Raw genomic sequence first — 22,592 nt, forward strand, 5'->3', positions numbered from 1 at the left:
GCAGCACCTACCCTCGCATTGCAGCCGCAATCCGATCGATCGCGCGATGAGCCGATAACGCCGCTCCCTCCTGCCATGCCACAAGGTGCGACAAGTAGTCACCCGCAAACACTGTGCGGCCCTCCGGATTGTCGAGCTGCTTGTACGCCGAATCACTGCTGGGCAGGTGATTGTTCGCGAAGCACCCAAGCGAGTACGGAATCTTCTCCCAGCTCACGTAGATCGGCTTCGTCAGCAGCGATGACTTGCCTGGATGCAGCTTATCGACAGCCGCACGCGAAGCATCCAGCTTGCCTTCACGCGACAGCGCACCAAACGGCGTGGGCGCACCCATCTCGTCGCGCTCCGCATTGAAGCCGGCAATAAGAATGCCCTTCGGCGAAAACAACTTGTTCGACGGATACCACACCAGGTCGACCATCTGTTGCGCGAAGCTTATTCCGCCATAGATGCGATACTCCTTTTCCCAGAACCGCGGCGACTCCCACGCAATTTTGTAGAGCGCCGTCATCGGCATAGCCGTAAACGCTCTCTGCGCTTCCGCCGAAAAGTTGTTCTTCGTCTTCGCCAGCACCGAGAGGGGCATCGTACAAATACACCAGTCCGCAGTCATCGTCTGCGTCTTGCCACCCCTGGTGTAGCTCACCGTCACGGAGTTGATCCCGGTTGTAATCTCCGATACCGGAGCCTCATACGTAATCAGGTCGCCGAGCACCTTCGCGAAGCCATAGCCGATGCGATCCATGCCGCCGATCGGCTGGAACATCGTCGCCTGCCAGTCGATCTGCTCTTCGTAAAACTCGCCCTTCGACATATCCGCCGCAAGCAACTCCGAAAACTTCAGCGGATCATGAAGATGCACATTGTCCGGTCCAGCTCCGCGCGGCCGCGTAAATCCGGCGCGAAGAGTTCCCATGTACTTGCCTTTTTCATTCAGATCGCCGAAGCCCTGGAGAAAGTCCAGCAGGCGCGTCGAGTCTTCCTTCGTAAGCTCTTGATCGAGTGCATGTTGATTCACAGCCTTCGAAAGCAGCTCAGCGATGTAGCCCCGCGTATCGTGCACCACCTGCCGCTCCTCAACCGCCTTGCCACCGTTCAACACATCGGCCTGCATCAGCGCCGAACGTGAGAAGTTGATCTCCACCTCCAGCGGTACGTTCAGCTTCTCGCAGTAGTCGAGAATGTGTGTGTGATGTGACGGAATGCGTGCAGGCCCGGCATTCAGGTAGTGCCCATCCTCCCACGTACACTCCTGCTTCGTGCCATCTGTAAATTCAACCGTCGATCCTTTTCTCACCGACCACGAGCGTCCGCCAGGACGATTTCGTGCCTCAAGAATCGCCACCGTAAACCCAGCCTTACGCAACTCATACGCAGACACCAGCCCAGCAATACCCGCGCCAAGAATGACTACCTTTTTGCCCTTGCCAAAGTCCGATGGCAGGTCCGGCAGCTCCGACGCGCCCGTAGCTGGAATCAGTCCAAGTGCGTGCATCGTCGAGTACGCGGCGGAGTATCCGCCAAGCTGCGCGATACGCTGGATAAAAACACGACGGGTAAGGCTCATATCGAAAACGCCTCTTCTCTCGTGACTGAAATATAGGGGTAGCCTGCCTTCAGTATCGGACACGGCAACAACCGCACGCAAGCAAATAGAGCGCGGTGACTAGAGTGCTGGAGGTATCATCCTCGAACCCTCGAATATACCCGCACATAGTCCACCAGCATTCGCTGCGGAAAGGTTGTCGTCTCATCCGGATAACCCGGCCACCCGCCTCCGACAGCAACGTTCAGGATCATAAAAAACGGATGATCGTAGACCCACCTGGTTCCCACGGGAAGGTTCTTCGGGGTGCGCTCCACGATCAGTTTGTCATCCAGATAGAACCGAATGCTCCCCGGAGCCCACTCGACCGCATAGGTGTGGAACCCTCCATTCACTGTCTCTCCGGAAGGAAGATCGTACGGAGCGGAGATGCCCTTCGCGCCGCTGTAACCCGGACCATGCAGCGTGCTGTAGATCCTTCCGGCCTCGCCGATGTTCTCCATCACATCAATCTCGCCCGCACCGGGCCAGCGCACACTGTCGATGTCGTTGCCCAGCAGCCAGAAGGCAGGCCAGATTCCTTTGCCGAGTGGAAGCTGCATCCTCGCCTCGAACCTGCCGTAGGCCTGGAGGAACTGTCCCTTGGTGGTGATCCGCGCCGAAGAGTAGGGTCTGGCGATCGTGTCCAACCCCGTGTAAGGCTCCTTGATCGCTGTGATGACGAGGTTGCCGCCTCTCTGCTGCACGTTCTCGAGACGCGACGTGTAGCTCTCCAGCTCCTTGTTGCCCCAGCCGCCGCCTCCGGTATCGTAGGTCCACTTCGCCAGATCCGGCGGAGACCCATCCACTCCGTTGAACTCGTCGCTCCAAACCAGCTTCCATTGCGCTTCCGCGGCATGGGCCGGCGTCATCTCCGAGCGGAAGACGAGGGCACAGCAGAAAGATACCGCCAGCAAAGTGGCACAAACAGGCAAGCGCATCCTGCACCTCCGAACCTGCACAGCCATCCTACCCCGCCGCGATTCCTGCACCATCGCGAGGATCGGTGCTGCGCTTGCGCCACACCACCTTCGCCTTCGTCCTCCAGCGCTCATCGAGTGCGACGAGTTCCCAATCGACTTTGGGTGAGAGATAACGCAGCACCAGCTCGGTTGCGGGATGCACACGCAGCGCCGGCGCCACCAGGTAGAGCTTCGGCGGGAGCTGCGAGAGAACCATCCTGCCAAAGTAGCCTGCTCGCTGAAGCTCTCCCGGACCGCCGGCGTCCGTGCGCAGGTGGTGCCAGCGCACGCGGATCCAGTAGTCGAGCCCCTGCAGCGCCAGGTGCAGATCTTCCTCCGCCTTCAGCTCGATCACGGCAAGCCGGCCATCGTGCAATACACCGAGCAGGTCCAGCATCCCGCGATCTCCAGCCACGAACGCGGGAACCTGGGTGTAGACGTGGTTGGGGTCCAGATGTGGGTCCAGCGGTTCGAGGTTCTGGCGAAGGATACTTTCGAGCCAGCGCTCCGGCTGCATGCGGTAAAGAGGATCGCGACGATCTCCCCCGGCGTGCCTGCGCTCAAAGAGCCTTGTCACAAGCTCGCGCAGAACATCTTCGTTGTCAGTCGCGAGCGGTGTCTCGCTCGGCCCTGCACCGAAGGTGATCTGCTCCTGCACGTTGAACGAATTGCCCGCATATCCCGACCGGATTCGTGCAAACTCCAGGCCATGAAGCAGGAAGGCCATCTCCGCTCCACTCGCAATCACAATCTCGACCTGGGATTGCATCGCCTCCGGGACCAGCGCCATCACCCGTGCCGCAGCATGGGAAAGGCGTTCTCGCACCGCCTGGCGGTTGGGAGCATGGATCAGGCGTGTCGTGACGTTGCCCGTGTCGGCGGCCTCGCGCTGCTCAAGCTCTTCCGTCTGGGAATCCAGCTCCCACAGCTGCCACTGTGCCGCACGCTCGTTCAGCCACGCCATGCGCGAGACCGTCAGCGTTCCTGCTCCTCGCGGAACAATCACCTTGAGCCCCTGCCAGACGCGACGTCCGTCACCAGTCGAGCGGCAATGCTCGAGCCAGAGAATCCCGATTGTCAGAATGCCGTCGATGGTCGCCTGCGTCTCCTCAGGGTTTACTGCGATCACAGCCCAGGCGCGCTGCCCCTGCACCAGCGATCCGCGAGCATAGGCAGGACCAAAGCTCTTCTCGAGGTCCATCGCCGTCCGCAGACCCTCGAGTTTCCACTCGGGAAATGCCCGCACAGCGATACGTTCAAGCACACGAAGATACTTCACCCTCGTGGCTTCGCGTGTCGAAGGCGTTCTCCGGTCACGGTCTCGGGCTATCTCGAGCGTCTGGGGTTTCGTCTGTCCGAAGCGCAGAACGGAGACACGCAAAACTCCATTGCGTTCCTCAATCGCCGTCACCCGGCGAACAAGATTCGCGTCGTCGCTCCACAACTGAAGCGTGCAACGGCCATGCTCGTCGCTCAGCCGGTACTTCGTGGAACGCATATCAAAGAGAACCCGGCCATCTTCCAGCACCACAGCCTGAGGAGAGCGGGTAAGAAAATCCTCAAGAGTTGCGGCAATCGTCTCCGGCGCCTGCTCCTCGACCGGCTTCCGTGCCCTGCCGGCCGAGCCGGTCCCTGCTCCTCGAGTGAAAGGCATAGCCCGAACGCTACCACAATCCATCAGAGCTGCATTTGAAAGTGGAAATCCGTGATGCGGAGACCCTGCCGAAAATAGAACGCATGCGCCTGCTGGCGGTGCGTTCCCGAGTCGAGCGAAAACGTCTCGCAGCCTTCTTCCCGCGCCAGCGCCGCCAGCCAGGAGATCATCTGCTCCCCGAACCCCTGAGAGCGCATAGCCTCATCCGTCACCAGGTCGTCCACATAGAGAGTTCGTCCGCTCCAGAGAACGCTCATCACGCGAAATCCAGCAACCGACGCGACGGCTCCGTCCTGCTCCAGGAAAGCCAGGCGATACCCTTCTCGCTGCTGCTGCTCGATGCGCTCCACGAAGTCATCGGCCACCAGCCTTGGCCGAAGCTGATGCATCACAGGAAAACAGCGGGCAATCTGCTCCCTGCTCTCCGCGAGCCGGATGGAGACCATGGTGCTTACCAGCCTTCGGCTGCGCGCAGATGCGTGATATGAGCGACGTGATGACGCGAATGCCAGGCATACATCAGCAACACCACCGGAAGCGGCGTCTCCCCGCTCTCCGGATGGCGAAAGCCCCGCATCCACTGTTCTTCCGTTAAAGATTGCAGCAGCATCACCCAGCGCGCGTGGAGACTTTCGATCAGCTCCAGCGACCACTCCACCGGAGCAGTCGAGTCGTGCAGGGTAGCCCATGCCTTCTCGTCGTAGGGCTTGATCGTGGGCCAATCCTCCGTCAACGCCAGCCGCATACGGATAAAGGCGTTCATGTGACTGTCTGCGATGTGATGGATCAGCTGCCGCACCGTCCATCCTCCCTCGCGATAGGGCGTGTTCAATTGCGCCGAACTCAGGCCCTCGGCGGCGTTGCGCAATTGCTCCGGCAGCTCGGCCAGCGTAGCGATTGCGTTCAACCTCTCTTCAGGGGAAATCGTCTCGGGGCGCTCAAATCGGCCAACAGGGTAGCGCGGGTCCACCAGAGTTGCACTCATACGGGTGTCCTCCTCTCTTTATCTCTTTCAGAAAAGCTAGCATAGCCAGGTTATGTAATCTGAAAAAAGAGGAAGCCATGTCGCGCATTCTTTCCACAGCCCTCGCCTTCGGCCTCGCAACGGCGGCCTTCTTCTCTCAGGCGCAGACACGCTCGGCGACGAATCCCATCCAGAACAACGGCTCTCGCCATCTCGGCTTCGATCGCAATCTCTATCCCGGCGACTCCGCCCTTCCCGATTTGGGAAAAACCTTCGCCTTCACCGGCTACTGGCTGAACAATCCACCCGGCGAGACAACCAACACCTGGCAGGGCAAGCGCGAGATTCTCTTGCGCAATCATTTTGGCTTCCTCGTTCTCTTCAATGGAAGAGTCGACCAGGAGATTCTCCGCACAAAGCGCCACGGAACCACCCCGGCCACTCTCGGCAAACAAGACGCCGCCGCCGCAGTTGCTGCCGCACAGCGCGAGCATTTCCCCGCCAATACCATTCTCTTCCTCGACCAGGAAGAGGGAGGCCGATTACTCCCCGAGCAAGCCGAATATCTGCTCGCGTGGACCGAGGCCGTTGCCGCCTCCATCTACAAACCCGGCGCCTACCTCAGCGCTCAGCCCGTCAGCGACTCTCCCGGCAAAACCATCACCACTGCAGAAGACCTGCGCCAGCAGATCGCAACCAGGCATCTTCACCCCGTCGCGCTCTTCCTCTACCAGGACGCCTGCCCTCCATCCAACGGCTGCATCGTCACGCCGCCCCCCATCAGCGTCACTGGAGTTCCCGAAGCAGCGGTATGGCAGTACGCGCAGTCACCGCGCAGGCCCGACATCACACGCGCCTGCGCGAAGACCTACGCGGCAGACAACAACTGCTACGCCCCCGGAGTTTCCGGCATCCCGCTCGACATGAACGTCGCCACCTCTGACGACCCCTCGCATGGCCGCTGATCTCGAATTACCACCCCGCCTCTGGGTCGAGCCTCAATGCCCCGCGCCGGCAATCGGCAGCATGACCTGAAACTCCGTCCTGCCCGGCTGCGACGCAACATCGATGGCGCCATCGTTATGCCGTACCAGGCGACGAACGATATCCAGCCCCAAACCCGTGCCATGTCCCATCGGCTTCGTCGTAAAGAATGGATCGAAGATGCGTGATCGTATCTCTGCCGGAATGCCTGGCCCATTGTCGATGACGCGCACCACCACACGCTGCCCCTCGCAGCTCGCGCTCACCTCCACCCGGCCACCATGCGGTGCGGCATCCAGCGCATTATCGAGAAGGTTTCCCCATATCTGGCTGAGTTCGCCGGCGAAGCCGTAGACCCGTGGCAAGTCTGCCGGAAGTTCCACCACGACAGCAATCGACTTATCTCGTGCCTTCGAACGCAGCACCGACGTGGTGTTGCTCAGGCTTGGCTCCAGCGCCACAGGCTCAGCGACCATCGCCTGGTCCATGTGAGTGAACCCCTTGATCGCCATCACAAGCATCGAAATGCGCGTGGCCGAATCCCCAATCTCCGACGCCAGCCTCCTCACTGCACATCCCGTCGCCGCCCAGTGAAGCACCGCGTTCAGCGCCGATCCCCTCACCACCTCGGCAACCCGATTCAACGCCTCGAATGTCACTTCGGTATCGGCAAGCATCGAGGCATTGTTCGTATCCAGTTCGTGAGCAGCGAGCCACTCCGCGATCGCATCTTCGCGATCCATCTGCTCGATCGAAGCCCGCGTCCCCGATATCTTTTTCTCTAGGCAGGACGCACGGATCGCATCCACAGCCTCCAGTTGAGCGCCCGTCAACCCGGCCCCTCCCACCTCGCGCGCAGCGCCCTCATTGCCGTCCAGCCGGTTCAACAGAACACATACGTTGCGTTCCATCGCCGAGGCGGGATTGTTCAGCTCATGAGCCAGCCCCGCGGAGAGCTTCCCCAGCGAGATCATCTTCTCGTCCTGCAGCTCGGTCGAGGTAAACAACCGTGCCCGGTCGACCATCAGATGGACCAGAATCGACGTGATCTCAAAACACTGCTGCACCATCTCCCGAAGGCGATCCCGATGCAGCGCCAGAACTTCTAAAGGCTCCAGCGCGATTGCGTCCCCAGGCGGACTTACCAGCCGCGAATAGGGGAGCATCCCGGTGACGTCGCCCTCTCCCCACTCCACCAGCTTGTTAGGGCCCGCTCCGCGATCGACGAACAGCGCCATGCGTCCCGACAGAATAACGAAGAGCCCCTCGACCGGCTGCCCTTTTCGCGACACCACCTCGCCCGAACTTCGCTTTTGAAGAGACGCATTTGCCACTAGCCAGGCCAGCTCCTCACGAGGAGCCGAGCCAAGAGTCTTGTGCTTCGCCAGACGTTCCATCAGGTCCATTGCTGTCACGCGCGCGCAATCTCTCAATCAGGGCCGATTTTCTTCAACTCAAGGTATCAGATTGAGCCGCAGCGAGCGACTACGACTGCAGGCAAGGGCGCAGCCCAGTTACCGCGGGAACAACACCAGTTCCCGCGGCGGATCTTCCTCAAGTGCTCGTAAGCGCTCATCCAACCCTGACACATGAATCTCCAGCTTGTGTCCATCGGGATCCAGAAAGTAGAACGACTCGCCAGGACTCCGGTTCTCCTGCCAGCACCGGTCGCCCGCCGAACGCAACCTCTCCACGGCCGCTGAGAAATCCGCAGGATCGACCGCAAAGGCAAGGTGCGTGTACTCCCCAAGCGGCCCCGTTCGCGTCTCCGGATCGACGCTGAGGCAGATCCAGTCCGTCCCCGCTTGGAGGTATGCGCCCTTGTACCACCTCGCGACCGGTCGAAGACCGACGATATCGGCATAAAAGGCGAAAGAAACCGCAAGATCCCGAACCGAAAGCGTGATGTGACTGATACCACGGATCATCCCGCCATTATCCCCGCGCCCCCCAAATCTCTAAAGAAACCCTCGCCAGGACGAACTCACCCGTTGCTGCAACCTGGCGGCTTCCCTATCATCAAAACAAGATGACTACTCCCGCCACCGATCACAAGCGATACTTCACCGACAAGCTCGGCATCTCCGAGCGTCTTATTGAGCGCTGTCTCGCGGAAGCCCTCTCGGCCGGCGGCGAGTATGCCGACCTCTACTTCGAGTCGGTCACCTCGACCTCCCTTGGCATCGACGAATCGCTGGTCAAAACCGCCTCGCAGGGAGTAAGCCTCGGCTGCGGGGTTCGCGTCCTCTCCGGCGAGCGCACCGGCTACGCCTACACCGACGATCTCTCCTCCGACGCCCTTCTCCGTGCGGCCCGCACCGCAGCCCTCATCGCCTCCGGCCCCGCCAGGGAGCTCATGCAGGGCTTCCGCCACACCGAGGGAGATTCTCTCTATCCCATCACCGGCGCCACCGCCGACGCCGAGATCTCCTCCAAGCTGGCCCTTATCCAGCGTGCCGATGCCGCTGCCCGCGCCTACGACCCGCGCATCACCCAGGTCCGCGCCAGCTTCTCCGACGAGCTGCGCCGCATCCTCGTCGCCGCATCCGATGGCACCTTTGCCTCCGACACCCAGCCGCTCTCGCGCCTCAACGTCTTCGTCATTGCGAAAGACGCCACCAACACCGCCCGCGGCTCCTCCGGCGGCGGCGGACGCATCGCCATGGACTTCTTCGAGAGCGCCCGCGGCCCCGGAGAAACAGACAAGAGCCCCGAGCACTTCGCCCACGAGGCCGCCCGCACCGCCATCCTCCAGCTCGGCGCTGTCGCGGCCCCCGCCGGCGAGATGGAGGTCGTCCTCGGACCCGGCTGGCCCGGCGTCCTGCTCCACGAAGCAGTGGGCCACGGCCTCGAAGCCGACTTCAACCGCAAGAAGACCTCCGCCTTCGCCGGCCTTATCGGCCAGCAGGTCGCCTCCAGCAAAGTCACCGTTGTGGACAACGGCCGCATGCCCAACCGCCGCGGCTCCATCAACGTCGACGACGAGGGCAACCCCACCCAGGAGACCGTCCTCATCGAAAACGGCATCCTCAAGGGCTACCTCTCCGACAAGCTCTCTTCGCGGCTCATGGGAACCCCCAACACCGGCTCCGGCCGCCGCGAGAGCTACCACCACATCCCCATGCCGCGCATGACCAACACCTACATGCTCAACGGCGACGACATGCCCGAGGACATCATCAAGTCCGTCAAGCGCGGCCTGTACGCCGTCAACTTCGGCGGAGGCCAGGTCGACATCACGAACGGCAAGTTCGTCTTCTCGGCCTCCGAGGCCTACCTGATCGAAGACGGCAAGGTCACCCGCCCCGTCAAGGGCGCCACCCTGATCGGCAACGGCCCCGAAGCCCTCAAGTACGTTTCTATGGTTGGAAATGATCTTGCTCTGGATGAGGGCATAGGAACCTGCGGCAAATCCGGCCAGTCCGTCCCCGTAGGCGTAGGCATGCCCACCGTCAAACTCGACAAGATGACCGTCGGCGGCACGGGGTCCTAGCCGGACGGGCGAACGGGCTTCGCGCCGCCACATCGGGTGCCCATCTTAGCGACAGTTTCATCGTCGCTAGGGTGGGGCGTCGCGCGGCAGCGCAATCCGATCCTGATCACACAAAAGCATGGCATTCCTACCTATCCTTCACTAAACTCGTCCTCATTGATTCACTGAGGACGACCATTGTTCTGCCTGCCTGTTCCCAAAGATAAGTTCCAGACCACCACTCCATGGGCTATCAGCACCATCGTCATTATTGACGCCTTGCTGCTAATACCGCTCTACACCAGCGACAAGATCTCCTTCTTCTCGCACTACGCCTTCACTCCGTCTCATCCAACTCCGCTGACTTTATTTACCGCACTCTTTCTCCACGTCGGCTTGCTTCACTACGTCGGAAACATGTGGTTCCTATGGATCTTTGGTCGCAAGGTTGAATGCACCTTAGGTACGCTTCGCTTTGCTGCCTTGTACCTTCTTTGTGGTGTAGGAGGGCAACTCCTCCACCTGCTCCTGAATCTCCACTCGAATCTTCCGCTCCTAGGTGCCTCAGGCGCCATCTCTGGAATCGCGGGCTTCTACTTCTTCGTCTTTCCCCGGGATCGATTCAATCTCCATCTCTACTTCGGTTGGTGGCGTATTAAGACGATCGACGCAACAACCCGAAGCGCTGTTGGTGCGTGGATCGGAGAACAATTCGTTCTTGCGCTCATAACTCAGGTCGCGCAATCTTCGAGTGTGGCGTTCTGGGCTCACGTCGGTGGCTTCGCAGTGGGCGCCGCTACAGGCGCTATCTATCATCTCCGCGTACCCGAAACATCACGACCATCAATTCCGTTGGTTGCCCTCGAGGGAGAAGATATCGAAGAACAACCAAGCGATCTCACTACGCTGAAACTCAACTAAGAAACATCTCCTTCTAAGGGCCGGCTGCCCCATTCATGCGGCCTCATCGCATGAGTGGGACAATCGCACAAAAGCGCGATCCGCTGTTCTCGCTCGCCTGAGGATCAGGCATAATGAAGCAATCTCGCTTCATCGCTCCATCGAAAATTCATCGTTCCTTTGCCCCGCCATATCCGCTGCCGTGGCGGTCGTGTCTATAAGCACCTACGCAGGCTGCCGGTCTCTCTCCGGCACAAGGAGCAATTGCATGAATCTGGATCGTCGGGACTTTCTTCGGGCTGCCCTGCCAGCCGGCGCAACCGCTACCGGTCTCTTTAACGCGTCTGCATGGCAACCGCTCTTCGCGCAGGCGACAGCCAGTCACGCCCCCGAAGCCCCCATCACCGAACGAACCGTCGGGCTCGACGGAGACAGCCCGCCAAGGACCTACGAGCAGCACATCGTCGAACTCCAGCGACTCATGGCGAAAGGCCCCTACCCAGACGTCTACCTCAAAGGCGGAGCCGTCACCGAATTCGAGCAGCGCATGGCCAGCCTCCTCGGAAAGGAAGACGCCGCCTTCTTTCCCACCGGCACACTCGCCAACAACATCGCCGTGCGCCTGCTCTGCGGCGAACGCCGCAACCTCCTCATCCAGCACGAAGCCCACCTCTATCAGGACGAAGGCGAAGGCCCATCCCTCCTCTCCGGCATCAACATGATTCCCCTCGCCCCCGGCAAGCCCTGTCCCAGCATCGAGGAGATCACCGCTGCCCTCGAGACCGCCCAGCACAGCGCCTATTACCCCACCAGCATTGGAGCCATCTCCATCGAAAGTCCCGTTCGCCGCCAGAACGGCGCCTGCGTCCCCTACGCCGAGGCCGAGAAGATCACCAGCCTCGCACGCTCAAAGAACATCGGCACTCACCTCGATGGATCGCGGCTCTTCCTGCTCTCCGGAACTCCCGGCTTTCAGGTCAGAACCTACTGCGCTCTCTTCGACACCGTCTTCGTCTCCATCTACAAGTTCTTCGGCGCTCCCTTCGGAGCCATCCTCGCCGGAAATAAAGATCTCATCGCACGTGCGAAGGAACTCCGTCACACCTTCGGCGGCCTCATCTATCACGGCTGGATCGCCGCGCTTCCCGCGCTCGCCGCCTGCGACGGATTCGAGGCGCGCTTCACTCAGGCTAGACTCGCTTCAGAAAAACTTCTGAACGGACTTGCCGCCGCGGACGGTTTCACCGTCGAGCGAATCCCAAACGGAAGCAACATCTCCCTCCTTCACGTCTCCCCCAAACGAGCGCAGGGGCTTACCGAAAGGCTTGCCAAAGCAGACATCCGCATCCTGCCCACTCACGACGGAACCGTAAAGATCTACTTCAACGAATCCATCCTGCGCCAGCCCACCGGCCAGATCCTCGCCGCCTTTCTTGGCTAGGTCTAAATTTACCGTCCAAACCGCCACAAAACCAGACCAACGACAACCTAGAAGAAAAGATTGAGCACCAGACCAAACTGATTCAACTGCTGATTGGGACTCTTGCCGGTATTGTTCTGGTGCTCATAGTACGGGTCCAACTGCACATGCTTTCGGATCGGGAAAAGGCATCCCGCATAGATCGCAGTATCGCTCCACTTCCCATACTGGCTCTGGTAAAAGGCCTCCACGCCCGCATAAGGCCTCAGATGAAAGGAACGAATTGCAACCGCTCTCTCGACCTGCACTCGATTCCGATAGCGCCAGGCGAAGCTATCGCCGCTCTTCCAGTCAAGGTCGAATCGGTTCCGGTCCGTCAGAAGAAGCTTGCCTTTCATCGGAAAGCGCGCAGTCGCCACCGGCTCGATCCGATTCGTCGCCGCGCCGCTGTTCGCTTGAGGCAGGTAGCGGTACCCCACCGACAATACCAGTAGCCGCGGCTTCGCATCATCCAGATCGAACCTCGTAACGTTGGCCAGTCGGACCCAGGAATGAACGTAAAAATCCACGGTGGGTCCAAACTCCGCCTGGACCGGCTCATTGGCCTCTCGCGTCTGCTTCGCCTGGAAATGGAACCGCACCCCATTGCGCAGCTTGGAATAAAAATCTATCTCCGGCAGGAACTGGCTGGTCTGAGCGCGTGCCGGCAAACAGAAACAAATCAAGCCCACCGCAACCACGAGTTGCCGCCATATTGTTCCACGCATTGAAACCGCTCTCACGCCGGACTGGATTCAAACCCAGGGGATATCGAGCATATCGCGAAATCAAGTCCGATATTTTCCCAAACAATCTGCCCATCCGGATGGCGGGTGCCCCCAATGCGCAATCCACTCCAGGAAGAGCAAGGCTTCAGCCGCGCACCGCACTGCCGAAGGGCCACAGCGCAGACCGAGAGGAGAAGCGACGAATCCGGTCACAAATCTCCCACCCAGTCGGCAAACAATTGCGATCTCCCCATCGCCCAATCATCCCATCCCTGTACGATGAGTATCTAGCTCCTAACCCTGTCGATCCGGAAGAAGCCTTACGTCGCAAATGCCTCGTAGCCCCGAGTTTCTAGCACGCATCTTCAGAGCCTTCCGCTACCGCGACTTCCGCTTGATGTGGATGGGGGCCTGCGTCTCCACCATCGGCACCTTCGTCCAGCAGTTCGCACAGAGCTGGCTCGTCTACGACCTCACCAAGGACGCCTTCTACCTCGGCCTCGACCTCTTCCTCGGCCAGCTGCCCATCATCCTGTTCTCCCTCTTCGGCGGCGTCTTTGCCGACCGCCTGGATCGCCGGAAGATGCTTCTCGCCTCGCAATACATCCAGATGGTGTGCGCCTTTCTGCTCGCCCTGCTCTTCGCAACCCACATCATCAAGGTCTGGCACATCCTTGCGCTCTCCTTCTTTGTGGGAGTCGGACAATCCTTCGGCGGTCCCGCCTACTCGGCACTTCTGCCAACCCTGGTCGACCCCGAGGGCCTCTCCAACGCCATCGCGATGAACTCCATTCAGTTCAACCTCGCCCGCATCGTCGGACCCACCCTCGGAGGGCTGGCCTACGCCACGCTCGGTGCCACTTGGTGCTTCACTCTCAACGGCATCTCCTACCTCGCCGTCATCGCCTCGCTCTTCATGATCCAGGTGAAGTTCGTACCGGTTAAATCCACCGAGTCGGTCCTCACCAGCATGAAAGAAGGGCTCCGATTCATACGACACCGTGATGGCATGAGCGCGCTCGTCATCCTCGCATTTTGCACGACCCTCTTCGGCTCCTCCATCAACAGCTTTTTACCTGTCTTCGTTCGCAACATCTTCAACAAAGGCCCCGAGACTTACACACTCTTACTGGTATGTTCGGGCGCGGGATCGGTCCTTGGCGCACTTGCCGTAGCCGCCTCGGAGAAGATGAAGGGACAGGGCCGTCTCTCGTTACTCATCCTCGTCTCCTTAGGTCTCGCCACATCGGGCTTCGCGCTCTCCAGATGGCTTCCTCTCTCTTGCGCGCTGATGTTTCTGGGTGGCGCAGCTATCATGGCTTCCGCCTCGTTCATGCTTTCCCTCGCTCAGCGGATCACGACGGATGCGATGCGAGGACGGGTCATGAGCGTCTACAGCCTGGCCTTCCGGGCGGGAATTCCATTAGGTGGCCTTGTACTCGGTAAACTGATCCCCATCTTCGGAGTCTCAAAGGCTCTCACAGGAGCCGGATTGGCGCTGGTGGCGATCTCGCTGTACTTCCTCATCCTGAATCAGGACTCCACGTTCCGCCCCGCCTCCCAGGAGCCATAAGCGTCCTCCGATAAGCTCAAGAGCGATGCGCCTACGCTCCATCCTCTCGAGCATCTGTCTCACCGCGCTCCTGTCGCCGGTTGGACATTCCTACGGCCTCATTGCATAGATACGAACCATCGCCCAGGCCCGATCCGCACTCTCAAATGTAAAATTCGCCTACTACGGGACCCAGCATCCATCGAGGTGAGAGATGTCCCATCTACGGCGAATATTCCTCACTCTTTTACTCCTCCCAGCCTTCTCTGCCGCGCAGGAAACCCACAACCACCCCGCACCTGAAAAACTGGGAACAGTCTCGTTCCCCATCTCCTGCAAACCCGCCGTTCAGCAGCAGTTCGACCGAGGCGTGGCCCTGCTTCACTCCTTCGCCTACGCCGACGCCAGGAATGCATTTCAGGATGTCGCCACACTCGATCCGCAGTGCGCCATCGCGCATTGGGGATCGGCCATGACGTACTTTCACCAGCTCTGGGAGCCACCCATCCCACCCGCAACCCTTACCGCAGCTCAACAGCAAATCCAACTGGCCCAGCAGATCAAAACAGCCTCCGAACGCGAGCGCCAGTTCATCGATAGCCTGGCCCTGGTCTATCGAGACGCAGCCACCATTCCGTTCCACACCCGCGCGCTGAACTACGAGCACGCGATGCGCGACGTCGCTTCCACCAACCCAACCGACGTCGAAGCGCAGGTCTTCTACGCGCTCGCCCTTCTAGCCACCGCATCTCCCACCGACAAGACCCATGCCAACCAGAAAAAAGCCGCCGCCTTGCTCGAGCCGCTCGATCGCGCCTACCCGCAGCATCCGGGCATCCCTCACTACCTCATCCACGCATACGACAACGCGGAGCTCGCCCCGCAGGGCCTCGAAGCGGCGAAGGCCTACGCCCAGATCGCTCCCTCCGCGCCGCACGCCCTGCACATGCCCTCGCATATCTTCACTCGGCTCGGCCTCTGGGATGACTCCATCGCGTCCAACCTTGCCGCAAGAGAAGCGGCCCATCAGCAGGGCGACACCGGCGAAGAGCTGCACACCATGGATTACCTTGTCTACGCCTACCTGCAAAGCGGACGCGATAAAGACGCCGCTCAGGTCGTCCAGCAACTGAAGAACGAGCCGAGGCTGAATGAAGGCGATTTCAAAATAGCCTACGCCTCCACCGCAATGCCGATTCGTCTCCTCGTTGAGCGCAATCAGTGGTCCAACGCTGCCGCTATCGTTCCTCCAGCTGGAGCCCCGCCTCAAGTAATCGCAATCGCGCTCTGGGCTCGAGGCCTGGGACTCGCCCGGACCGGCCACTCAACCGAGGTACGTCTGGAGATCGATAAATTGCAGCAGATCCAACAGCAGCTCCGCACCTCGGGCCGAGACTACTGGGCGACCCAGGTCGCGATTCTGAAGCACGAAGTCATGGCGTGGTCAGCCCATGCGGAAAAGAGACCAGAGGAAGCGGCAACACTCATGCGAAGAGCCGCCGACGAAGAGGACGCAGTCGAAAAACTTCCCGTCACCCCAGGCCCCATTCTCCCTGCCCGCGAGCAGCTTGGCTCCCTGCTTCTGGAACAGAACCAGCCAAGCCTGGCGCTGAAAGAATTCCAGACGGCCCTCGCAAATGCCCCCGGGCGCTACGGTGCCAGGCAAGGCGGAGCACGCGCCGCCGAACTTTCAAGTCAGAACTAAAGCTACGTCATCGTGCTCTGTGAACCACTTTATGCAGCCTCGTCCCATGAAGGACTTCGGGCAAGCGCACTTCTTCCTTACCAACCTAAGCTGTCGAAACGACGCCAAGCTGCTGCATCATCCCAAAGGTATCCATCAGGATTCGGCTATCGGTCATCTTCCCATCCACAATACGGTCGATTACAACGCCCTTCACGCTGACACTCTTTCCTGTCGCAGGAATTCCAAGAAAGGTCCCGCGATGGGTGCCCGTCCACGTGAATCTGCTGACGACCTTTTCGCCTGAGACCACGGTCTCTTCGACTACCCAGTAAAGATCGGGAAATGCAGCGCGCATCATCCCGATCATTTCTTTCAAGCCTTCGCGTCCCTGCCGCTGGCCGGGCAGAGGATCAAGCTCGACAAAGTCCTCGGCGACGATCTCGTCGGCCACCTCGAGCCTTCCCTGGTTAAGCACCTCATCGATAAACCTGCCGACGACCGCTACGTTCCCTGGCTCCGCCATTCCTCATCCCCGGCTTTCAGAGTTCAGAAGCGCAAACCTTATGCCCATAGACCGGCCATGTCAAGCTTAAGATCGCATAAGCCGCAATTCATGAATCACTTAGATATAGATGCGCTCTTGGAAGTATCCTTGAAGAGCCATGCCGACCGAAACCAGGACGAACCTCCGCCAGCTAGCCACCGACGTTCTCACCCGCGCCCTCCGCGCCGGAGCCACAGATGCAGAGGCAGTCGTCTATGAGGGAGACGAGTTCTCCGCCCGCGTCCGTCTCGGGCAGGTCGAGACGCTCAAGGAGTCTGGCTCCCGCGCCGTGGGCCTGCGCGTCTTTCTTGGCCAGAAGACCGCCAGCACCTCGTCCTCCGATTTCTCCGAGGATGCGATTGCGCATCTCGTCGAGGGCGCAATCACTTTGGCGAAGGTAACCAGTGAAGACCCTTTTGCCGGTTTGCCCGAGCCGGGAGAGTTCGGTCAGCTCGAAGGCGACCTGAAGCTTTACTTCGATGACGTCAACCATCTGCCTCCAGCCGAGCGAATCGAGATCGCGAAGCGCAGCGAAGCCGCTGCGATGGCCTTCGATACCCGCATCCAGAACTCCGGCGGAGCCGACTTCGACACCGGAACCTCGCACAAGATCCTCACCAACTCCCGCGGCTTCACCGGAGAGTATCGCCGCTCCTACTGCGGCTTCTCCGTCTCGCCCATCGCCATCGACGAGAAGGGCGGAATGCAGCGCAACTACTGGTACTCCAGCTCGCGCACCACGTCGCTGCTCGAGTCGCCGGAAGAGATCGGCCGCATCGCCGCCGAGCGCACGCTGCGCCGGCTGGGAGCGCGGCGCGTGCCCACCCAGAAGGCCCCGGTGGTCTTCTCGCCCGAGATCGCGCGCTCGATCATCGGCAACATCTTCGACGCCGCCAACGGCGACGCCATCTACCGGCACGCTACCTTCTTCGCCGACATGCTCGGCAAGCAGGTAGCAGGCGAGAACATCACCGTCATCGACGATGGAACGATGATGCTCGGCGGCGATATCAAGATCGGGGGCTTCGGAACCTCGCCCTTCGATGGCGAGGGTCTCCCCTCGCGGCGCACGGTGCTGGTGCAGAACGGTGTGCTCGAGAACTACGTCAACAACACCTACACGGCGCGCAAGCTCAATATGAAGTCCACAGGAAACGCCTCGCGCGGGCTGGCAGGAAATCCGGGAATCGGCTCCGGCAACTTCTATCTCGAGCCCGGAACGCAAACTCCCGACGAGATCATCGGCGGAATCAGAAACGGTCTCTACGTGACCGAGACGATGGGCTTCGGCGTCAACATGGTAACGGGCGACTACTCGCAGGGCGCTGCGGGGATGTGGATCGAGAACGGCGAGCTCGCCTATCCGGTGGAAGAGATTACCATCGCGGGGAACCTCAAGGACATGTACCGCAACATCGTCGCGATTGGAAACGATCTGGTCTTCCGTAGCGCGGCAGCAGCGCCGACGATTCAGATTGAAGGCATGACCATCGCAGGCTCTTAGCGATATTGTGGCGGACGTTTGGTTTGATATGTAGTTCCATCGAAGGTGTAGCGAATCGTTCCATCAGTTACTGCCGTGTAGTACACAGCCGCAATATTTCGTAACCCGTTGGTCTTTTGTTTCCCGATACTGAGTGAGTCGGCGAAAGCAGTCAAAACCAACCTCATCCCTTGAGGCGTTTCGCGGTAGACCCAGTAGTGCGTCGCATGAGCACCTGTCAGGAAACTTTGTCCGATCACAACGTAGTCACGCTCTCGCTCATTCGCGAGATGCACGATCGAACATAACGTCCAGTCGTCGGGAAGAGAAGTTCGAGGTAGTGATTCAGAGTCCAGCGTCTCTTGTACGAAAGAGTCTCGCTCCAACAATTGACGAATGGACAAAGGCAGAGCAACTTTGTGAGTTACCTCTCCCTCCGTCGAAAAATAGGATTGCTCTTGCGACAGTGGAGACTCAGTTGATGTGCTGAAGACCTGGTTTTGAGTCAACAGCGTAAAGGCAAGCAGTAAATGACAGAGGTTCATTGATTTTCCGATGTGAAGCAGCTTACCCTTTCTTCTCTTTTGGAGACAGATAAAATGTAGCCGTGGCGGCAAACTTCCACTTCGAAAAAACAGTCGCCTTCTCTCCCGAGCAGGCCGATGCGATTCTCCGTTCCATTCCAGCCCTGCCGGGAGTCTTCGCGCTCTACGGCGAGCAGTCCGGTTCCGAGCCTTACCTGACGCGGGCGGCAGATCTGCGCCGCCGCATGAAGCGCCTGCTCGATCCGCCGGAGTCGCAATCGAAGCGGCTGAACCTGCGCGAAAGAGTTGCGCGGATCGAATACACGATCACGGGCTCGGAGTTTGAGTCGACCCTGACGCTCTACCACGCGACCGCCGCGGTCTTCGGTTACGCCGACGCGCGTCGACGCCTGCGGCTGCACACGCCAACGTTCCTGCGCTTCACCGTGGAGAATGAGTTTCCCCGCGTCTATGCAACCAACCGGCTTTCGAAACGAGGCCTCACGCAGATGTACGGGCCGTTCCCTTCGCGGGCTGCGGCGGAGAGATATTGCGACGCCGTCCTCGACCTCTTCAAGCTGCGGCGCTGCCATGAAGACCTTGCGCCTTACCCGGAGCATCCGGGCTGCGTCTATGGCGAGATGAAGAAGTGTATCGAGCCGTGCAAGCAGGCCTGCACACCAGAACAGTATGCAGCCGAAGCTGCAGCGGTGAAGGCATTCTTCGACACACGCGGCGAGAGTATGTTGTCCGGCATCGCCGTCGAGCGAGAACGCGCATCGGAAGAGATGGAGTTCGAGCGTGCGGCCCAGCTTCACGAGCAACACCAGAAGGTGAAGGCCGCAGCCGCGCTGGCCGACGAGATCGTACAGCCGGTTCCGAAGCTACGCGCTATTGTCGTGCAAAAAGCTGCGCCCGTGGAGGACCGAGGAGATGAAGCCGCGCTGTTCCTTCTGGCTGCAGGCTGCATCGTCGGACCAGAGCGTATGTCGACGCTGGGGGTTCGCGCGGTCAAGGAGCAGACGAGCGTAGGCAGCTCTCTGTTCGCCCAGCCATTGATGCTGGCGCCCGTACCCATGGAAGGCGAGGCTGCTGAGAGTACAGGCTCTCCCGAAGATCGGGCGCGTGAGGCGATTGAGCAGCTCGAGAAGCGCGCCTCCGGAGACAGCGACCTCGCCCTGTTGAGCGATCACCTTTCGTTGTTCCGCCGATGGTACTACCGGCCCGAAAAACAGCGCGCCGGTGAGGCTTTTCTCCCCCATCCGGATGGAAGCTGGCCGATTCGAAGGGTTCTGCGCGGTGCGGCGAGACAGGTTCTCGGTGAGCCCGGGCCATTGCCCGATGTCCAGCGCGAGGCAGCGAAGAAGGCTACGAAAGAAGCAAAGACGCGGGTGCTGCATCAGGGACGGCCGGATGTGGAGCGCATCGTTCCGGTCGTGGACAGGAAAGCGGAGGGCGAGCCATAACGGTCCGACACGCAGCGCGTCTCAATCAAGAAGACCGATCCTCCCTGCGCCGCACTGGTAAACTCTCAACACAGGAGCACACCCTTGGTTGAACTGGCATTCTCGATACTGGCATCCGACTTCGCGCATCTGGCCGACGAGGTGAAGGCTGCCGAGCGCGGCGGCGGAAGCATCGTGCACGTGGATGTGATGGATGGCCACTTCGTTCCGAACATCACCTTCGGTCCACCGGTGGTGCAGGCTCTGCGCCCGGTGACGAACCTTCCGCTGGACTGCCATTTAATGGTCGAGAATCCGGATGAGTTCATCCCTGCCTTCGCCGAGGCGGGTGCCGATCTGTTGAGCGTTCACCAGGAGGTCTGCCGCCATCTGCACCGGACCCTGCAACTGATCTCGGACCACGGCATGCTCCCCGGCGTGGTCATCAATCCGGCGACACCGGTGGACACGCTGATCGAGGTTCTGCCGATGGTGCACTACGTCCTGGTGATGAGCGTGAATCCGGGCTTCGGGGGCCAGAAATTCCTCCCCTTTGCGGTGGAAAAGATCGCCTATCTGGCCGAACTGCGGAAGCAGATGGGACTGAACTTCCGTATCGAGGTCGACGGCGGAATCGCTCCCGAGACCGTAGCCTCGGTCGTCCAGGCAGGAGCGGAGATGCTGGTCGCGGGTTCGGCGGTCTTCAGCAAGGGAAAGACAGAGCAAAACGCAAAGAAATTATTGAAACTTGCCCGGGCGGCGGCACCAGACAAGCCCGCCGGGAAAGGCTAGAATAAAATCGAGCCTGAGCACCCCCGGTGCGAGGCGGATGTGAGGTTTACCGCTGATGAATCATCGTTCTTCTTTCTTCCCGAGTCTCAGGGCTGCGGTACTGGCTGGAGTCGCAGTCGCCCTGATGGTGGCCCCGGCAGGAACGTACGCACAGGCTAACGAATCTAACGGATCAACCCAGACTACGCCCGACGCAGCCGCTGCCCAGCAGCCGCCAACGGACGCGACCCTGCAGGCCTCGCCCGACTCCTCCCAAAAGAAGGGGAAGGAAGACAAGGTCGTCCAGTCGAAGGACACGAAGAAGCGGATGCGGGATTCGAAGAAGACCGACGCGCAGGCTGAGGCCGACGCGAAGCTTCCAGACCGGCAGCTTTACGACAAGGCGCTGATCGCGACCAAGAAGGGTCACTTCGATGTGGCGCGCCTCGATCTTCAGACGCTGCTGAACACCTATCCTGATTCGCAGTTCCAGATGAAGGCGAAGCTGGCGATTGCGGACAGCTGGTATCGCGAGGGCGGAACCGCCGCGCTGACGCAGGCCGAGCAGGAGTACAAGGACTTCATCACCTTCTTCCCGAATGCGCCTGAAGCCGCCGAGGCCCAGATGCGCGTGGGCGATATTTACTTCCGGCAGATGGACAAGCCGGACCGCGACTACTCCAAGGCCCTGCACGCGCAGGAGGAGTACCGCCTGATGCTCCAGCAGTTCCCCGACTCGACGCTGGTGCCGCAGGCCAAGCAGCGGTTGCGCGAGGTGCAGGAGGTTATGGCGACACGCGAGGCCGAGATCGCCGGATTCTACGCGACCCACGAAAACTGGCCGGCAACGATCGCCCGATACCAGACGGTTGCCGACTCGTATCCGCAGTTCAGCCGCATGGATGATGTTCTCGTCGCTCTCGGCGACGCTTACTCGGCTGAAGCACGGATCGTCCGGTCGCAGCCCTCGCTTCCAGAGGGAGCGAAGGCCAGATTGCTGCAGGTATATGAAGGTCAGGCCGTAGAGGCTTACCGTAAGGTCGCGCTGGAACACTCCGCGTCGCCGCACGTGGAAGATGCGCGTGACCGCCTGGCGGCGATGAATCTCCCGATCCCCACACCCACCCCAGAACAGGCTGCAGCCAGTGCAGCTTTGGAAAACAGCCGTGGACAGTACCGCATTCAGGATCGCGCGAGATTGATGATTCTGCGACGTCCGGACACCGTGCTGGCTGCTCACTCGGGTGAGCCGCCTCTGGTGGACGCGAAGCCAACCGTTGCTCCGGCGGTCGTGCGGGGGATCCAGCAGGATTATGCAAATGCGCTGAACCCGGCGGCAGGCGAAACCGCGGCTCGGGCAGCGAACCTTCCCAATGCCTCTGCTGAAGCCGCCGCCCCTGCGGCGGCATCGGCGGCGGCGGCCCCCGTTGCTGGGGCGCCCGCGAAGCCTGCAGCGCCGTTACAGCTGCAGGATATCCCAGCCGCGGGCGGGGATGCCTCCGCCGGCGCAACGGAGACGAATGTTCCGACGACCGCTCAGCCGGCAGCGGCCCCCCCGAGCGGTGGCAGCAACTCCATGGGAGTTGAAGTGCTGACGCCTGGTGTGAACGGCCAGGCTCCGGCCCAGAACGACCCCAACGGCGGCCTGAAGCCTGTGGGACCGACGAACAACGCTACCCCGCCTCCGATCGAGAAGCCGGCAGCGGCTCCGGATGCGGTGAATGACGTGGTTCCAGCAGCTCAGCCAGCACAACCGGCGCAGGCTGCTGCCAATGGCAAGAAGAATCCTAAGCCAGCCTTCGACAACGACGAGGAGTCCTCGAGCACGCACAAGAAGAAGAAGGGTCTCAAGAAACTCAATCCCTTCTAAACCAGACA

20 protein-coding genes are annotated in these 22,592 nt (G+C 60.5%); 10 read left to right on the forward strand and 10 right to left on the reverse strand.

What is annotated here, in order from left to right; translation table 11 throughout:
• Positions 1 to 7: 7 nt before the first annotated feature.
• The 5 genes from BDD14_RS11630 to BDD14_RS11650 form a co-directional block, all read right to left on the reverse strand.
• Positions 8 to 1,567: a flavin monoamine oxidase family protein gene (locus tag BDD14_RS11630; protein ID WP_130418951.1), complete on the reverse strand. Its 1,560-nt coding sequence runs from the start codon at positions 1,565 to 1,567 to the stop codon at positions 8 to 10.
• Positions 1,568 to 1,683: 116 nt separating this feature from the next.
• Positions 1,684 to 2,526, reverse strand: a complete 843-nt coding sequence (locus BDD14_RS11635; protein ID WP_242617893.1) for a glycoside hydrolase family 16 protein — start codon at positions 2,524 to 2,526, stop codon at positions 1,684 to 1,686.
• 28 nt (positions 2,527 to 2,554) lie between these two features.
• Entirely contained in the window at positions 2,555 to 4,201 is a 1,647-nt protein-coding gene (locus BDD14_RS11640; protein ID WP_165420033.1) for a hypothetical protein, read from the reverse strand.
• Positions 4,202 to 4,224: 23 nt separating this feature from the next.
• Positions 4,225 to 4,647 (reverse strand): GNAT family N-acetyltransferase, encoded by a 423-nt coding sequence (locus BDD14_RS11645; protein ID WP_130418953.1) that lies wholly within the window; start codon positions 4,645 to 4,647, stop codon positions 4,225 to 4,227.
• 5 nt (positions 4,648 to 4,652) lie between these two features.
• Positions 4,653 to 5,186, reverse strand: a complete 534-nt coding sequence (locus tag BDD14_RS11650; protein ID WP_130418954.1) for a YfiT family bacillithiol transferase — start codon at positions 5,184 to 5,186, stop codon at positions 4,653 to 4,655.
• Positions 5,187 to 5,263: 77 nt separating this feature from the next.
• Here BDD14_RS11650 and BDD14_RS11655 point away from each other — a divergent pair, with 77 nt between their 5' ends.
• A complete protein-coding gene (locus BDD14_RS11655) occupies positions 5,264 to 6,130 on the forward strand; it encodes a glycoside hydrolase domain-containing protein (protein ID WP_165420034.1) in 867 nt (288 codons plus the stop codon).
• Between the two features lie 33 nt (positions 6,131 to 6,163).
• On the opposite strand, the gene BDD14_RS11660 is transcribed toward BDD14_RS11655, so the two are convergent.
• Positions 6,164 to 7,555 carry a sensor histidine kinase gene (locus BDD14_RS11660; RefSeq protein ID WP_207231860.1) on the reverse strand — a complete coding sequence of 464 codons (1,392 nt, stop codon included), beginning with the start codon at positions 7,553 to 7,555 and terminating at the stop codon, positions 6,164 to 6,166.
• Between the two features lie 108 nt (positions 7,556 to 7,663).
• Complete coding sequence (locus BDD14_RS11665; RefSeq protein ID WP_130418956.1) at positions 7,664 to 8,077, reverse strand: fosfomycin resistance glutathione transferase; 414 nt, start codon at positions 8,075 to 8,077, stop codon at positions 7,664 to 7,666.
• A gap of 101 nt (positions 8,078 to 8,178) precedes the next feature.
• On the opposite strand from BDD14_RS11665, the gene tldD reads away from it, so the two are divergent.
• The 3 genes from tldD (at position 8,179) to BDD14_RS11680 (ending at position 11,962) form a co-directional block, all read left to right on the forward strand.
• Positions 8,179 to 9,642, forward strand: coding sequence for a metalloprotease TldD (gene tldD, locus BDD14_RS11670; protein WP_130418957.1), 1,464 nt, complete (start codon positions 8,179 to 8,181; stop codon positions 9,640 to 9,642).
• A gap of 177 nt (positions 9,643 to 9,819) precedes the next feature.
• Positions 9,820 to 10,542, forward strand: coding sequence for a rhomboid family intramembrane serine protease (locus BDD14_RS11675; protein ID WP_130418958.1), 723 nt, complete (start codon positions 9,820 to 9,822; stop codon positions 10,540 to 10,542).
• A gap of 247 nt (positions 10,543 to 10,789) precedes the next feature.
• Complete coding sequence (locus BDD14_RS11680; RefSeq protein ID WP_130418959.1) at positions 10,790 to 11,962, forward strand: threonine aldolase family protein; 1,173 nt, start codon at positions 10,790 to 10,792, stop codon at positions 11,960 to 11,962.
• A 47-nt stretch (positions 11,963 to 12,009) separates the two neighbouring features.
• Here the strand turns inward: BDD14_RS11680 and BDD14_RS11685 are convergent, their stop codons facing one another.
• The gene (locus tag BDD14_RS11685; protein WP_130418960.1) at positions 12,010 to 12,708 is read right to left on the reverse strand and encodes a DUF2490 domain-containing protein; all 699 of its coding nucleotides are present in this window, start codon (positions 12,706 to 12,708) and stop codon (positions 12,010 to 12,012) included.
• Between the two features lie 331 nt (positions 12,709 to 13,039).
• Between BDD14_RS11685 and BDD14_RS11690 the strand changes: the two genes are divergently transcribed.
• Together BDD14_RS11690 and BDD14_RS11695 are read left to right on the forward strand one after the other, a co-directional pair.
• Positions 13,040 to 14,281 carry an MFS transporter gene (locus tag BDD14_RS11690; protein WP_130418961.1) on the forward strand — a complete coding sequence of 414 codons (1,242 nt, stop codon included), beginning with the start codon at positions 13,040 to 13,042 and terminating at the stop codon, positions 14,279 to 14,281.
• A gap of 193 nt (positions 14,282 to 14,474) precedes the next feature.
• Positions 14,475 to 15,965 (forward strand): tetratricopeptide repeat protein, encoded by a 1,491-nt coding sequence (locus tag BDD14_RS11695; RefSeq protein WP_130418962.1) that lies wholly within the window; start codon positions 14,475 to 14,477, stop codon positions 15,963 to 15,965.
• An 85-nt stretch (positions 15,966 to 16,050) separates the two neighbouring features.
• Here BDD14_RS11695 and BDD14_RS11700 read toward each other — a convergent pair whose 3' ends face one another.
• Positions 16,051 to 16,470, reverse strand: coding sequence for an ester cyclase (locus BDD14_RS11700; RefSeq protein ID WP_130418963.1), 420 nt, complete (start codon positions 16,468 to 16,470; stop codon positions 16,051 to 16,053).
• A gap of 139 nt (positions 16,471 to 16,609) precedes the next feature.
• Between BDD14_RS11700 and BDD14_RS11705 the strand changes: the two genes are divergently transcribed.
• On the forward strand, positions 16,610 to 17,995 hold the full coding sequence (locus BDD14_RS11705; RefSeq protein ID WP_130418964.1) for a TldD/PmbA family protein: 1,386 nt from the start codon (positions 16,610 to 16,612) through the stop codon (positions 17,993 to 17,995).
• On the opposite strand, the gene BDD14_RS11710 is transcribed toward BDD14_RS11705, so the two are convergent.
• On the reverse strand, positions 17,992 to 18,519 hold the full coding sequence (locus BDD14_RS11710; protein WP_130418965.1) for a hypothetical protein: 528 nt from the start codon (positions 18,517 to 18,519) through the stop codon (positions 17,992 to 17,994). The genes BDD14_RS11705 and BDD14_RS11710 overlap by 4 nt on opposite strands.
• A gap of 62 nt (positions 18,520 to 18,581) precedes the next feature.
• Between BDD14_RS11710 and BDD14_RS11715 the strand changes: the two genes are divergently transcribed.
• The 3 genes from BDD14_RS11715 (at position 18,582) to BDD14_RS11725 (ending at position 22,584) form a co-directional block, all read left to right on the forward strand.
• A complete protein-coding gene (locus tag BDD14_RS11715) occupies positions 18,582 to 19,964 on the forward strand; it encodes an excinuclease ABC subunit UvrC (protein WP_130418966.1) in 1,383 nt (460 codons plus the stop codon).
• A gap of 84 nt (positions 19,965 to 20,048) precedes the next feature.
• Positions 20,049 to 20,735 carry a ribulose-phosphate 3-epimerase gene (gene rpe, locus BDD14_RS11720; RefSeq protein ID WP_130418967.1) on the forward strand — a complete coding sequence of 229 codons (687 nt, stop codon included), beginning with the start codon at positions 20,049 to 20,051 and terminating at the stop codon, positions 20,733 to 20,735.
• Positions 20,736 to 20,790: 55 nt separating this feature from the next.
• Positions 20,791 to 22,584 (forward strand): outer membrane protein assembly factor BamD, encoded by a 1,794-nt coding sequence (locus tag BDD14_RS11725; protein WP_130418968.1) that lies wholly within the window; start codon positions 20,791 to 20,793, stop codon positions 22,582 to 22,584.
• Positions 22,585 to 22,592 lie beyond the last annotated feature (8 nt).

This window comes from Edaphobacter modestus, from assembly GCF_004217555.1.
Classification (GTDB): Bacteria; Acidobacteriota; Terriglobia; order Terriglobales; family Acidobacteriaceae; genus Edaphobacter; species Edaphobacter modestus.